General features: G+C 52.7%; 14 protein-coding genes, 1 tRNA gene and 1 other RNA gene. 5 read left to right on the plus strand and 11 right to left on the minus strand.

The window, feature by feature from the left end:
* Positions 1–26: 26 nt before the first annotated feature.
* The 4 genes from guaA to J4864_RS11890 form a co-directional block, all read right to left on the minus strand.
* Positions 27–1571, minus strand: a complete 1545-nt coding sequence (gene guaA, locus J4864_RS02085; RefSeq protein WP_211814420.1) for a glutamine-hydrolyzing GMP synthase — start codon at positions 1569–1571, stop codon at positions 27–29.
* A 30-nt stretch (positions 1572–1601) separates the two neighbouring features.
* Positions 1602–2402: a sugar phosphate nucleotidyltransferase gene (locus J4864_RS02090; RefSeq protein ID WP_007368533.1), complete on the minus strand. Its 801-nt coding sequence runs from the start codon at positions 2400–2402 to the stop codon at positions 1602–1604.
* A gap of 555 nt (positions 2403–2957) precedes the next feature.
* Positions 2958–3614 carry a ribulose-phosphate 3-epimerase gene (rpe, locus tag J4864_RS02095; protein WP_040555040.1) on the minus strand — a complete coding sequence of 219 codons (657 nt, stop codon included), beginning with the start codon at positions 3612–3614 and terminating at the stop codon, positions 2958–2960.
* A 7-nt stretch (positions 3615–3621) separates the two neighbouring features.
* Complete coding sequence (locus J4864_RS11890) at positions 3622–3750, minus strand: hypothetical protein (RefSeq protein WP_257009597.1); 129 nt, start codon at positions 3748–3750, stop codon at positions 3622–3624.
* Between the two features lie 288 nt (positions 3751–4038).
* On the opposite strand from J4864_RS11890, the gene J4864_RS02100 reads away from it, so the two are divergent.
* Genes J4864_RS02100 through J4864_RS02110 form a run of 3 tightly spaced genes read left to right on the plus strand, consistent with a single transcriptional unit; the run spans position 4039 to position 5906 of the window.
* Positions 4039–4704, plus strand: coding sequence for a phosphoribosylanthranilate isomerase (locus J4864_RS02100; RefSeq protein WP_211814421.1), 666 nt, complete (start codon positions 4039–4041; stop codon positions 4702–4704).
* 27 nt (positions 4705–4731) lie between these two features.
* Entirely contained in the window at positions 4732–5307 is a 576-nt protein-coding gene (locus tag J4864_RS02105) for an anthranilate synthase component II (protein WP_211814422.1), read from the plus strand.
* Between the two features lie 26 nt (positions 5308–5333).
* On the plus strand, positions 5334–5906 hold the full coding sequence (locus tag J4864_RS02110) for a UpxY family transcription antiterminator (RefSeq protein ID WP_211814423.1): 573 nt from the start codon (positions 5334–5336) through the stop codon (positions 5904–5906).
* Positions 5907–6024: 118 nt separating this feature from the next.
* Here J4864_RS02110 and J4864_RS02115 read toward each other — a convergent pair whose 3' ends face one another.
* The 7 genes from J4864_RS02115 to rnpB all read right to left on the minus strand — a co-directional run bounded on the left by J4864_RS02115 (position 6025) and on the right by rnpB (position 9397).
* Complete coding sequence (locus J4864_RS02115; RefSeq protein ID WP_040554794.1) at positions 6025–6381, minus strand: MarR family transcriptional regulator; 357 nt, start codon at positions 6379–6381, stop codon at positions 6025–6027.
* 19 nt (positions 6382–6400) lie between these two features.
* A complete protein-coding gene (gene trxA / locus J4864_RS02120) occupies positions 6401–6919 on the minus strand; it encodes a thioredoxin (protein WP_211814424.1) in 519 nt (172 codons plus the stop codon).
* Positions 6920–7234: 315 nt separating this feature from the next.
* Positions 7235–7305 (minus strand) — tRNA-Cys (locus tag J4864_RS02125).
* Between the two features lie 254 nt (positions 7306–7559).
* Positions 7560–7766 (minus strand): hypothetical protein, encoded by a 207-nt coding sequence (locus tag J4864_RS02130; RefSeq protein WP_007368543.1) that lies wholly within the window; start codon positions 7764–7766, stop codon positions 7560–7562.
* An 18-nt stretch (positions 7767–7784) separates the two neighbouring features.
* A complete protein-coding gene (locus tag J4864_RS02135; RefSeq protein ID WP_007368544.1) occupies positions 7785–8192 on the minus strand; it encodes a YkvA family protein in 408 nt (135 codons plus the stop codon).
* Between the two features lie 105 nt (positions 8193–8297).
* Positions 8298–8726 carry a hypothetical protein gene (locus J4864_RS02140; RefSeq protein ID WP_007368545.1) on the minus strand — a complete coding sequence of 143 codons (429 nt, stop codon included), beginning with the start codon at positions 8724–8726 and terminating at the stop codon, positions 8298–8300.
* A gap of 285 nt (positions 8727–9011) precedes the next feature.
* Positions 9012–9397, minus strand: an RNA gene (rnpB, locus tag J4864_RS02145) — RNase P RNA component class A.
* A 494-nt stretch (positions 9398–9891) separates the two neighbouring features.
* Between rnpB and J4864_RS02150 the strand changes: the two genes are divergently transcribed.
* Both J4864_RS02150 and J4864_RS02155 read left to right on the plus strand, forming a co-directional pair.
* On the plus strand, positions 9892–11361 hold the full coding sequence (locus J4864_RS02150) for a trypsin-like peptidase domain-containing protein (RefSeq protein ID WP_211814425.1): 1470 nt from the start codon (positions 9892–9894) through the stop codon (positions 11359–11361).
* 180 nt (positions 11362–11541) lie between these two features.
* On the plus strand, positions 11542–12405 hold the full coding sequence (locus J4864_RS02155; protein ID WP_007368548.1) for a sigma-70 family RNA polymerase sigma factor: 864 nt from the start codon (positions 11542–11544) through the stop codon (positions 12403–12405).

Consider the following 12405-nt stretch of genomic DNA (forward strand, 5'->3'; position numbering starts at 1 on the left):
TGTCTTTTTCTGATACAGTTCAGTCCTTATTCCCACTCGATAGTCGAGGGCGGCTTTGAAGAGATGTCATAGCAAACCCGGTTGACCCCCTTCACCTTGCGGATGATTTCATTGGACACATCGGCCATGAAATCGTAAGGGAGATGCGCCCAGTCGGCAGTCATGGCATCCATCGATGTGACGGCACGCAGGGCTACCGGATGTTCATACGTACGCTCATCCCCCATGACTCCCACAGACCGGACGGTTGAGAGCAGAATCGTGCCTGCCTGCCATACATGGTCGTAGAGACTTGTCCCGTCGGGCATCGTATAGCTGTGCATCTTTTCAATATAGATGTCATCGGCATCCTGGAGGATCCGCACTTTCTCACGGGTGATGTCGCCCAGGATACGGACAGCAAGACCCGGTCCGGGGAACGGATGGCGATTGATCAGCCGTTCAGGCATCCCCAGCTGGTAGCCTACGCGGCGCACCTCGTCCTTGAAAAGCCATCGGAGCGGCTCACAGAGCTGCAGGCGCATCTCCTCGGGAAGTCCGCCGACATTGTGATGGCTCTTGATGACCATCCCCGTGATGCTCAGGCTTTCTATGCGGTCAGGATAGATGGTGCCCTGTGCCAGCCACCTGGCATCCGTTATCTTCTTGGCTTCTGCATTGAACACCTCGACGAAATCACGGCCGATAATCTTCCGCTTCTGTTCCGGCTCCGTCACGCCCTCCAGATCCTTGAAGAACTTCTCGGAAGCATCTACGCCGATCACGTTCAGTCCGAGTCCCTTGTAGGCTTCCATCACTTTGGCAAACTCGTTCTTGCGAAGCATGCCATGGTCGACGAAGATACAGGTCAGGTTCTTGCCGATCGCCTTGTTGAGCAATACCGCACACACGGAAGAGTCGACACCTCCGGAAAGACCGAGAATCACACGGTCGTCACTCACCTGCCTGCGGATTTCCTGTACGGTGCTCTCCACAAAAGAAGCCGCGCTCCACTCCCGTCTGCTTCCGCAGATGTCAACGACGAAGTTCTTCAGCAGCTGCCTGCCCTGTAAGGTGTGATACACCTCGGGGTGGAACTGTACCGCCCATACCGGCTGCTTCTTGGAGGCGAAGGCGGCATACCTGACATCACCTGTCGAGGCAATGATCTCGTAATCTGACGGGATCGCCGTAATCGTATCGCCATGACTCATCCATACCTGCGAGTCTTTCTCGAAGCCGGAGAAGAGGCGGTTGTCAAGGTTGATGGTCTCCAGATTGGCACGCCCGTATTCACGGGTGCCCGTCTGTTCCACCTTGCCTCCATTCGAATAGGCAATGAACTGGGCACCGTAGCAGATGCCGAGCACCGGAATCTTTCCCATGAACTGGCTGAGATCTACCTTGAAAGCCTCCGGGTCGTGGACGGAATAAGGCGATCCGGACAGGATCACGCCGATCACCGACGGGTCATCCTTGGGAAACTTGTTGTAAGGCAGAATCTCGCAGAAGGTATCCAGCTCTCGCACACGCCGCCCGATGAGCTGTGTCGTCTGTGAGCCGAAATCCAAAATGATAATCTTCTGTTGCATTGAATAATGATATTTTAAAAGAGGGGCATATCAGTCCTCCGCCCTGGAGACCTGATGTCCTGAATTTACGATAAAGTCCTCGGCGGCCTGCAGAGTGTTCAGCTTGCCGACGTCCACGAGCTGAAGATCAGTCTTCAGTTCGCCATGTATCTCCATCCGGCCGCAATGGGAAAGGTAGAAGTCCATGATGGGGAACACATCATCCTGCTCCGCTTCTACAGCCTGTACGGCGGAAGGCGAAAGCACATGGATTCCCGAAAAGGCACAGAGGAAACAGTTGTTCTGACAATAAGTCCCGACTTCCGGCGACACGAAGTGCAGCCGGCGTATCGCTTGATGAGGCGACTTCACCTCACCGGTAGCCACGTTCGTCCAGCCTGCCAGTCGCATCCTCTTGTCAAAGATGAGGTAACGCTGGGTAATACGGTGGCTGACCAGCAGCAGTACATCGGCCTCTGACATACTGGCGTGCCGGTAGAAGCCGGCCAGATCCACGTTGCTCAATATATCGACATTGTGGACTAGGACAGGCTGATACCTGTCGAAAAGCGGAGCAGCTCGCTTGATACCGCCGCCGGTATCAAGGAGCCGCTCCGTTTCGTCAGACACAAGAATCTTCACGCCGAAGTCGTGTGTCTCTAAGTAGTCTGTTATCTGATCTGCAAAATGATGTACATTGACAACCATCCGGCTGCACCCGGCCTTGGTCAGCTTTCTGATGACATACGCAAGCAGCGGCATGCCCCCTACCCTTACCAATGCCTTGGGCATAGTGTCGGTAAGCGGCTTCAGACGGGTACCGAGCCCGGCTGCGAAAATCATTGTCTGCATTAGCTTCTCTTTTTATGACTGCAAAATTACGGCTTTTATTTCAGTCTGCAAAAGAAATGAAGGACATAAATCATAAATCGGAATGGGCTTCCTCCAGGTCTGCCATCTGCCAATGTTCCTACATCAAGCAGAGGACTTCAAGATGGTTTCTTACAGTCTGCTGGTCATGAGTTTCATCTACATTCCAACATTTTTTACCTACGAGAACGTATATTTTGACTTTGCATACTTGATTTATGTCAATAACTAAATGCTCAGCAGACATTTATCCGTTCTGATTTGTACAGACACCCGCCAATTTGTAACTTTGCGGAGAGTAAAAGAAAGAAATCATTTAGGTTAGTAGTAAATAGATTAGGTTTTAGTTATTTTAGGTAGATTCAAATGATTGTTTCAGAGGAAATCAAGCTATCAGTAACTTTAAGGTCAATCTGATCAAGGTTCAGGAGAAACACAATGGGCTGTCTGTCGACAGCTACGAAAAGGCACAACTGGCAGGGGACTGTCGTTGTGCCTTCTTGATTTGCTGTAATTCAGACCTCTGTCCGGACAAGTTCATCTCTGCAGGCTTTTCAGCGCATGAATGACGGCCTTAGGGTCACCGGCCTTGAACACATAACTGCCGCTGACAAGAATGTCAGCACCGGCATCGACAAGCCGCGGTGCCGTCTCTGCCTGTACACCGCCGTCTACCTCGATGAGGGCATGGCTTCCCTCATGGGCAATCAGCTGGCGGAGCCGCTGCACCTTCTTGATGCTGTGTTCAATAAATTTCTGTCCGCCGAAGCCGGGATTCACACTCATGAGCTGAACGATGTCAATGTCGCCGATGATGTCCTCAAGGACATTCACTGGAGTCGACGGGTTCAGGGTCACACCGGCTTTCATGCCGGCAGCACGGATAGCCTGAAGTGTACGGTGCAGGTGGATGCACGCCTCATAGTGTACGTTCATGATGGCGGCTCCTGCATCAGCTGTCTGCTGGATGTAGTTCTCGGGATGCACGATCATCAGATGCACGTCCATGGGTTTCCTGCAGACTTTTCCCACCGCATTGAGCACAGGGAATCCAAACGAAATATTGGGTACGAAGACACCGTCCATGACATCCATGTGGAGCCAGTCGGCCTCGCTCTCGTTGATCATCTCAATTTCCTTGTCCAGATGGAGGAAGTCGGCAGAGAGCAGGGAAGGAGATACGATTGTTTCCATCATTTTGTCAGTTCAGATACAAAGACCGCATTTTACCGTCGATTTTAATGACACGATAGCTGTAGGCTATCTGCCGGATGATATGAAGCGTCTTCTCGGACGGCTTCAGTTCTTCAGAAGTAAATAATCTTACCATAGGCCAGTTGAATATTAAATATAGAGAGTCATTCTGTTCTTTAAACGCTTGCATACGGAGATTATTATATCGTCCTCCCAGAATATTTTCATGCCGGCAGATGCTGTTATCCCTCACCGTAATGAAAGGAAGCCGCATGGGATTTTCCGCCCGATCAACTCGTTCGCCATCCGCATGTACCCGTTCATCACCGAAAAGAAACGGTGTTTTATCATGCTGACCGGTGTATAATCCAAGATTTTTATGTAAGTTTGCAACCTGAAACCATACAGAACATCTTACGGTATTATGATTATAAAGGTATGCGGCATGCGTGATGCCCAGAATATTCACGACGTATTGCAGTCGGGTGTTGATTGGATAGGACTTGATTTCCGGCCGGAGAGCGGACGGTACGTCAGCCAGATTCCCTCATGTGCCGGCATCATACCCGACTACAGCAGCCTTTCGTCTCTGTCTCAGCACAATCTGTCCGGTCGGGAGAAAAAGGCGTTGCTCTGTGGTGTCTTTGCGGATGACATGCCGCAGAACATCGTCACACGCGTCGTGAACTTCGGCTTGGACATCGTCCAGCTCAACGGAGACGAGAACGAAGTGATGATAGACAACCTGCGCCGTACCCTCGACCCGGACATCCATGCGGGCATACGGATCATGAAGCGCATTGCAGCAGGTAGCCGCAAGGATATAGAGCAATGCGAACCGTTCGCCGGCGTGGTGGACTACTTCCTCTTCGATCTACAGGATGGAGCGAGCGACTGGGCATTGCTGGAGGCTTACAGGGGAAATGCTCCTTTCCTTGTGGGTGGAAATATCAGGACGGAGGAGGCAGAGAAGATAAGGTGTTTCTCCCATCCTCGTTTCTATGGCATTGACCTGAACGAGCCGTTTGAGACAGCACCGGGACTCAAAGACACAACACTGCTGGAGGATTTCCTCAAAAAGATGAGATAGTCTGACTGAACGACAAGCGCGTAAATAATGCCCATGGAAACGAAATGTGTCGTCGTCGACAATTACGACTCTTTTACCTATAATCTGGTCCATCTCATCAAGGAAATCGGAGCAAACGTGACCGTCGTCCGCAACGACGGGTTCCGTCTCGAGGAATTGGCCGCATTCGACCGCATCGTCCTCAGTCCGGGACCGGGCATCCCCTCAGAGGCCGGTCTGCTGGAGGAGGTCATCCGGCATTATGCAGGAGTAAGGCCCATCCTGGGTGTATGCCTGGGACACCAGGCCATCGCCGAAGTTTTCGGTGCCAGACTGTCGAACCTGCCCGACGTGTTCCATGGTGTCTCCACGGCTGTGAAACGGCTTGCCGACACGCCGTTGTTTGCCGGTCTGCCAGAATGCTTCCCTGTGGGAAGATACCACAGCTGGATTGTAGAACGTGAGAGCATGCCCGACTGCTTGGAGATAACGGCAGAAAGCAGCGAAGGACTGGTCATGGCTCTGCACCACAGAACCTACAACATCCACGGCATCCAGTTCCATCCGGAGAGCGTGTTGACTCCCGATGGAAAAAGAATCATGGCCAACTGGCTAAATATTTAATCTATATTTATTATTTTTGCAGAGCAATGGCAGAGACAGCAAAACATATAGATGAAATCGTCGATGACGGGACCTCCTGGTATGCGGTAAGACTCTTTACCATCCGGCTGGAGGAAGTGAAAGCGTTTTTCATAGAGAATGGTCTGGAGTGTTTTGTCCCGCAGCAGTATGTGGTTGTAGAAGGATCCAACGGCAGACCGCATGAGATACTGCGCCCCGTGGTCCGCAATCTTATCTTCGTCAAACAGGCTGCCGGGGAGCAACAGTTCCGGAAAATCATCCAGGATGCCGACTACAAGATAAGCGTGCTGCGGAAATCAAAGGATTCCCAGGAGTACGCCCTGATTCCCCATGAACAGATGTATGAGTTCCGCCTGATGTGCAACCCGGAAATTACCATGCGCAAGTTTCTTTCTTCGGAGGAGGCACGGATGAAAGCCGGAACCGAAGTCTTTGTAAAGTTCGGACCCTTGAAAGGTCTGAGCGGACGGCTGGTGCGCTCAAGCAAGAAGTATTACCTCCTGAAGGAAGTCCCCGGCATAGGCGTCATGCTCAAGGTGTCACGCTGGTGCTGCGTCCCGGCAGAGGACAGAAAATAACCGCCCTGTCCGCACCGTATTGCTGCTGGATTGAGGCTGATTCTGAACGGCACTTGCGCCCTGTCCGATTTATACCTGCTGCTGCCCAGACTAAGATAAAGCCGACCATGAAACACACCTACACCATATCTCTCAGTGCATCCGGCACACAAATGGAATCACAATGAAGCCGGTCCAGCTTCTCCATCCCGCGTCTGGTGATGTGGAAACGCTGGCAGCGCCCATCCTGCGAACAGGCCCGGCGGCGGATCAGAGAGACACGTTCCAGTGCGGCAATCACCTTGGAGGCATTCGAACGCGTCAACCCCATCTCGTCGGCAATCTCACCGGCAAGCATCGGTTCTTCGCGTTCAGAGAGCAGGCAAAGCAGCATGATTTCATTGATATTCAATCCCAGCTGCTGCTGCAGACTGCTCTCAAACGCCGTAATGGCACGGAATATGTCACGAATCCTGCCCATGCAATGATTGTCCATATTTACCGAATCTAATGCCTTACTTCAGCAGGACCGTCTTGATGGCCTGCTCAAACTGCGGTTTGCTCATCGCCCCGGTGTTCATCGTCGGCTCGCCGGTCAGAGGGATGAAGAGCAGAGACGGTATGGAACGGATGCCGAAGAGGCCGGCCAGTTCAGCTTCCTTGTCTACGTCAACCTTATAGACATCGATCTTGCCGGCATATTCGCCTGCGACCTCCTCAAGGATGGGAGCCGTAGCCTTACAGGGGCCGCACCATGTTGCATAAAAATCGATGATGGCAGGCTTGTCCCCCTTGAAGACCCATTTCTCCGGGTTCTTCTCAAAGTCCATTACCTTCTGTTTGAACATCGCTGCGGTCATTTCTTGTACATTCATCTTTTTTCCCTTTCTTTCTTTTTGGTTATTTACTTCTGCCTGTGCCGCGGGCTGTGGTACGTCCGCCTGCTTGCCCGAAGCGGCAGGTCTGCTGTTCTGTGTGCAGGCGGTCAGTGCGAATGCCATCACGGCTGCCACGAGGATTGCTGTACGTTTCATTTATTCATACTTTTTCCTGTTCATACTTGCCAGAGCCGTGTAGGCCATCCGACTGTGTATTTTCAATTTTGTTTCCATTGGAAAACGGTGCAAAAGTAATCATTATATATTACCCTGCCAAATTTCCATTGGAAAATTATCAGTTATTAACGAAACTGTTTACAAGGCTTACAAGGAAGAATAGAAGAAAGGTTTTCTGCCGTCCGGGACATTTCCCCGTCATCGATAGAACGGAAATGAGCGGAAATACAGGGACGGTCCGGGAAATCATCCTGATACAAAAAAGAGATTCCTTGAATAAGGAATCTCCTCGTGAGGTGCCTAGCGGAATCGAACCGCTCTACATGGTTTTGCAGACCATTGCCTAACCTCCCGGCCCAAGCACCATTGCAGTTTTGATTTTGCGAGTGCAAAGATAAGCACTTTATTCGGTCCTGCCAAATATTTCAACGACTTTTTTCAAGAAAGACAACACAAACCCCTTCCGGGCAAATCTCCCGGCAGCTTTCCCTGTAAGAAAGGACAGACCGGTCCATTGGAGACCGCCCTACCCGAGGTGTCTCTGCCGTCCAGCTGAAGGCCTGTTCCATGAAACTGGTGCCATGCAGGTGTTGTGGAAGGGAGTCCGACGCCAGATTCTTCAAAGGTGTTTTCCGGAATCCGTCTTGAAGCAGACCGGCTTCTTCCGCCCTTTCAGTTTCTGCTGCGCCTTCAACCGGTCGTGCAGGGCACAGCCTGCACAGCCATGACACGGATCATTCGCCGTCTGAAAAGTCTCCCACACCCGGCAGGCTACGTACCCCAGGGCGCAGAGAAGCACGATGGCCAAGACAATATACTGCCACATACCAGCCTCCTTTCTGCATCAGACGGGCGTGTCGGTCGGATCCTCGGAGAAAAGGTCCTCGGTGAAATGAAGCTCGTCTTCATCGAACCATTTCGAGAGTTTCTCACGTGCCTTCGCCTTCATGTCTTCATCTACCGACGTCCACACCTTGCCCAGCGCATAGAGCAGTACCGTAAGGTCATCGCCCAGTCCGGCAATGGGAATCGCGTCCGGCACGACATCCAGCGGTGAGATGAGATAGCCCAGTGCGCCGATGATGATTGCCTTGTCCTTCAGCGACACCTTGTCGCTCTGTATCAGGTAATACAGGATAAAGGCCACATAGACCAGCTTGGCGCCGGCGCGCTTCGCAATGCGCTGTATCTTTTCGACAAACCCCTGCTGGGAAAACTTGTCTTTGTATTTCTGCAAATCGGGTAATTCCATATCGTTGTCAATATTTGGTTGCACTTACAGCGTATCTACGGACCCATACGCCCCCGGACAGAAGGCCGTGGATGCAGGTACGCCGCATCTTTTCCTGACGTAGCCTCACTTGAAGGCCAGCACCCGGTCGACGTAGGCCTTTTCCTCCGGATAATCACGGCCGGCACGTCGGATCCGCCGCCGCACCAGTGCTTTCATCAGGATCCTGTAGACCAGGAAGAGAACCAGCCCCACCGCTATGGCAGCCAGTACATTCCATACCCCTTTGAACGGCAGCGATGAGTCGGGGAAAGCCGACATCACCAGAATCGGGAGACAGAGCAGGATGCCCGCCACCGTGTAGCGCGACCGTTCCGTCCCCTCGCTGTCCAAGGCCGCCTGATAGTCGAACAGGTAATCGGATAGGCTCTCCGCATCCACACCTGCCGGCATCTGCGGAAATCCCGCCTCGTCCATGTGGTTTCTGATTTTATTCTCCACCGTGTGCTGGAAATCGTCCAGTACCGTCACGTATTGCTCTTCTAAATCTTTCATGTACGTAAAAATCTTATTGCCCACAACAACCGTCCCCTGACTTTCCTGCCGGACTGCACGGAACCGGGGACACAGGGAGGCACGCCCAGAAAAAACCGCCGGTCTTCCGCCGGTACGGATCCTGCCGGCGTTTCATGGCTTCTTTGTCTTTATGCGGCATCTCCAGCATTCCCCCTTCGGCTGCATGGTCCGCCATGCTCCTTGCAAGAAAAGGCCGCATCTGCCCGTCTGACAGACAGGAAACCGCCAGAGGTGGATTCCGGATCCTGCCATGAAAGAAAAAAATAAAGCAGTGCCCCTGTAAGCCGGGTTCCGTCTCTTCCTCATCTTTCGATAATAGGAAGATGCCTGTCATTTATCTACTTTGCAAGTCGCCCTGCAACTCAAGCATTCTACCCTCCGTTGTGCTTGCGCTCGGGCGGGCAGCCCTCAGACAACGGTTTACATGAACTTGCAGCTCCTGAACGGCACAGCCAGACGATCACCCGCCTGCCGGTGGTCTCTTACACCGCCTTCTCACCCTTACCATCCGCTGCCGGATGGCGGTTGTTTTCTTCTGCCTACATCTACTGTCACCAATAGCTTCTGTTTTCGGAAGCAGGATGCCCTATGCTGCCCGGACTTTCCTCTCGCATCCGTTACAGATGCCAGCGACAGAGCCGGGGCACTGCCTTATCATGCGTGCAAAGATAGTGGAAAACATGGAAAAGGCAAAATTTTTTGCCGGTTAAGTACATCCTCAAGATGAATTGCCGGTGAAATCATCTCCGCTTCCTGCACGACGGGAGGATTCTCAACGGTCGGGAACCGGATTCCCGGACGTTGGGAATGCTGTTCCCAAGCCTTGGGAATGCTGTTCCCGACCGGTTGGGAACCGGATTCCCGTGCGGTTTACTTTTTCCGGGTTGTCCGGAGACGGAGTGCCCCCGGATCCGAAGAGGGGGGCGGAGGAAAGGGTAAGCTGAATGAATGTAAATTTAACCACACTTCTAATTAAGAGCCGTTAAGGGGTGATTTTGAAGTGTTAAAATCGGATAAAGATAGCTGACAGAATGGCGGATTTACGTTTTTTGCCTCTATATTTGCACCCACCGAAATCTTCGGGAGGCGTTTTGTAAAGATTCCCGTTGGAACATTCAATAGAAATTAACGAACAGAAAAGAATATGAAGAATTTATCAAAGTATCTGGCAGGTGCAGCCTGTGTGACCGCCCTCGCCTTTTCCACAGGTGCTTTCATCAAAGTCTATGCGGCTGAAGCACCCGTTACAGCTCCCGGACAGCCTGTCGACCTGACTTATGCGGCCGAGAAGGCACTCCCGGCTGTAGTTCACATCAAGTATGTCCAGAACTCGAAGACACAGACCGTCGATGTCCAGGACGACCCGTTCGGCGGCTTCTTCGACCCGTTCGGCTTCTTCGGCAATCCGGGGCAGGGCAACGGCGGATCCCGCCGCCAGAAGGTGCAGACTCCGAAGAAAGAAGCTACCGGAAGCGGTGTCATCATCTCACCGGACGGTTATATCGTGACGAACAACCACGTGGTGGAGGGGGCCGACGAGCTGACGGTCACACTGAATGACAACCGGGAGTTCTCCGCCCGCATCGTCGGGACGGACAAGCAGACCGATCTCGCCCTGCTGAAAGTAAACGCCAAGAACCTTCCCACACTGCCCATCGGCGACTCTGACAAGCTGAAAGTGGGCGAATGGGTCATTGCTGTCGGCAATCCTTACAACCTCAGCTCTACCGTCACCGCAGGTATCGTGAGCGCCAAGTCGCGTGGGCTGGGTGCCACCCAGAACGGCATTGAGAGTTTCATCCAGACGGATGCTGCCATCAACCCCGGCAACTCGGGCGGCGCACTGGTCAACACACAGGGCGAACTTGTCGGCATCAACGCCATGCTCTACTCACAGACAGGCGCATACAGCGGCTATGGGTTCGCCATCCCGACGACGATCATGAACAAGGTCGTCGACGACATCAAGAAGTATGGCAGCGTACAGCGTGTCATGCTCGGCATTCAGGGCGGCGACGTGCTGAATTACATCAACGCGCAGAAGGAAGACGGCAAGAACGTCGACCTCGGCACGAACGAGGGAGTCTATGTCAACGAGGTGTCCGAGGACGGCAACGGTTCTTCCCTGGGCCTGATGAAAGGCGATGTCATCATCAGGTTTGACGGTCAGAAGATAACACGCATGTCCGAGCTCCAGCAGGCGCTTAACAGCAAGCGTCCGGGCGACAAGGCCTCTGTGACCTACCTCCGTCACAAGAAAGAGATCACCCGGACCATCACCCTGAAGAATGCACAGGGGACAACGAAGTTCATAGAGCAGGCGGACATCGACGTGCTTGGCGGACAGTTCCGTCCTGTCCCCGAGACCTTGAAGAAGCAGCTGAGCATCAACTACGGACTTGAAGTACTGAAGGTCAGCAACGGTGCGCTGAAAACCGCCGGCATCAACCGCGGCTTCATCATCCAGAACGTGAACGACACGATGGTAAAGAGCATCGACGACCTGCAGAACCTCGTCAAGAAGGCTTCCACCAGCAAGGATCCGGTACTCTATATCCAGGGAATCTATCCGACTGGAAAGAAGGCCTACTTCGCCGTTCCGCTGTCCGATTGAACACGGATTCCGGTGTCCTGAAAGGGACGGAATCAGCCATGCGGGAAACCTCCATCCTCATGTTCACGACATGAAGATGGAGGTTTTCCATATTATAATAAGGTAACATTTTCTCCGTTTTATTTGTTCAACTCGTTGAATTTGTGTAAATTTGCCGTCACTTTACATAATGCCACGCACATGAGACAATTGAAAATCACGAAATCGATTACGAATCGGGAGAGCGCCTCTCTCGACAAGTATCTACAGGAAATCGGTCACGAGGAAATGATCAGTATCGAAGAGGAAGTCGAACTTGCCCAGCGCATACGGAAAGGTGACCGGAAGGCTTTGGAACGTCTGACGAAAGCCAACCTGCGATTCGTTGTCTCTGTCGCCAAGCAGTATCAGAACCAGGGGCTTTCCCTGCCCGACCTGATCAACGAGGGGAATCTCGGCCTGATCAAGGCTGCGGAGAAGTTCGACGAGACGCGTGGCTTCAAGTTCATTTCCTATGCCGTGTGGTGGATCCGGCAGAGCATCCTGCAGGCCATCGCCGAGCAGAGCCGTATCATCAGACTGCCTTTGAATCAGGTCAGTTCGGTCAATAAGATCAACAAAATCCTGAACCGTTTTGAACAGGAGAACGAACGCCGGCCCAGCATCGATGAGATCGCCCAGAGCACCGACCTACCTGAAGACAAGATCGCCGACGCGATGAAGGCCAACTCGCGGCACGTATCGGTGGATGCGCCGTTCTACGACGACGAGCAGAGCAGCCTGCTCGATGTCATTCCCAACGACAATGCGCCGTCTACCGACAGAGGGCTGGTGGAAGAGAGCCTGCGGGAGGAGATCGGCAGAGTCCTGCAGATTCTCGAAGACCGGGAGAAGATGGTGGTAGAGGCCTACTTCGGCATCAACCAGCGTGAAATGACCCTGGAAGAGATCGGCAGCAAATACAACCTCACACGTGAAAGGGTGAGACAGATAAAGGAGAAAGCCATCCGGCGCCTGCGGCAGCAGACCAACAGCAAGGTTCTGAAGGCTTATTTAGGACAATAA

The organism is Prevotella multiformis (assembly GCF_018127985.1).
Lineage (GTDB): Bacteria > Bacteroidota > Bacteroidia > Bacteroidales > Bacteroidaceae > Prevotella > Prevotella multiformis.

Coding starts and splice junctions, on each gene's coding strand:
- guaA (WP_211814420.1), bottom strand. CDS start 1,571: ATGCAACAGAAGATTATCATTTTGGATTTCGGCTCACAGACGACACAG.
- J4864_RS02090 (WP_007368533.1), bottom strand. CDS start 2,402: ATGCAGACAATGATTTTCGCAGCCGGGCTCGGTACCCGTCTGAAGCCG.
- rpe (WP_040555040.1), bottom strand. CDS start 3,614: ATGGAAACAATCGTATCTCCTTCCCTGCTCTCTGCCGACTTCCTCCAT.
- J4864_RS11890 (WP_257009597.1), bottom strand. CDS start 3,750: ATGGTAAGATTATTTACTTCTGAAGAACTGAAGCCGTCCGAGAAGACG.
- J4864_RS02100 (WP_211814421.1), top strand. CDS start 4,039: ATGATTATAAAGGTATGCGGCATGCGTGATGCCCAGAATATTCACGAC.
- J4864_RS02105 (WP_211814422.1), top strand. CDS start 4,732: ATGCCCATGGAAACGAAATGTGTCGTCGTCGACAATTACGACTCTTTT.
- J4864_RS02110 (WP_211814423.1), top strand. CDS start 5,334: ATGGCAGAGACAGCAAAACATATAGATGAAATCGTCGATGACGGGACC.
- J4864_RS02115 (WP_040554794.1), bottom strand. CDS start 6,381: ATGGACAATCATTGCATGGGCAGGATTCGTGACATATTCCGTGCCATT.
- trxA (WP_211814424.1), bottom strand. CDS start 6,919: ATGAAACGTACAGCAATCCTCGTGGCAGCCGTGATGGCATTCGCACTG.
- J4864_RS02130 (WP_007368543.1), bottom strand. CDS start 7,766: ATGTGGCAGTATATTGTCTTGGCCATCGTGCTTCTCTGCGCCCTGGGG.
- J4864_RS02135 (WP_007368544.1), bottom strand. CDS start 8,192: ATGGAATTACCCGATTTGCAGAAATACAAAGACAAGTTTTCCCAGCAG.
- J4864_RS02140 (WP_007368545.1), bottom strand. CDS start 8,726: ATGAAAGATTTAGAAGAGCAATACGTGACGGTACTGGACGATTTCCAG.
- J4864_RS02150 (WP_211814425.1), top strand. CDS start 9,892: ATGAAGAATTTATCAAAGTATCTGGCAGGTGCAGCCTGTGTGACCGCC.
- J4864_RS02155 (WP_007368548.1), top strand. CDS start 11,542: ATGAGACAATTGAAAATCACGAAATCGATTACGAATCGGGAGAGCGCC.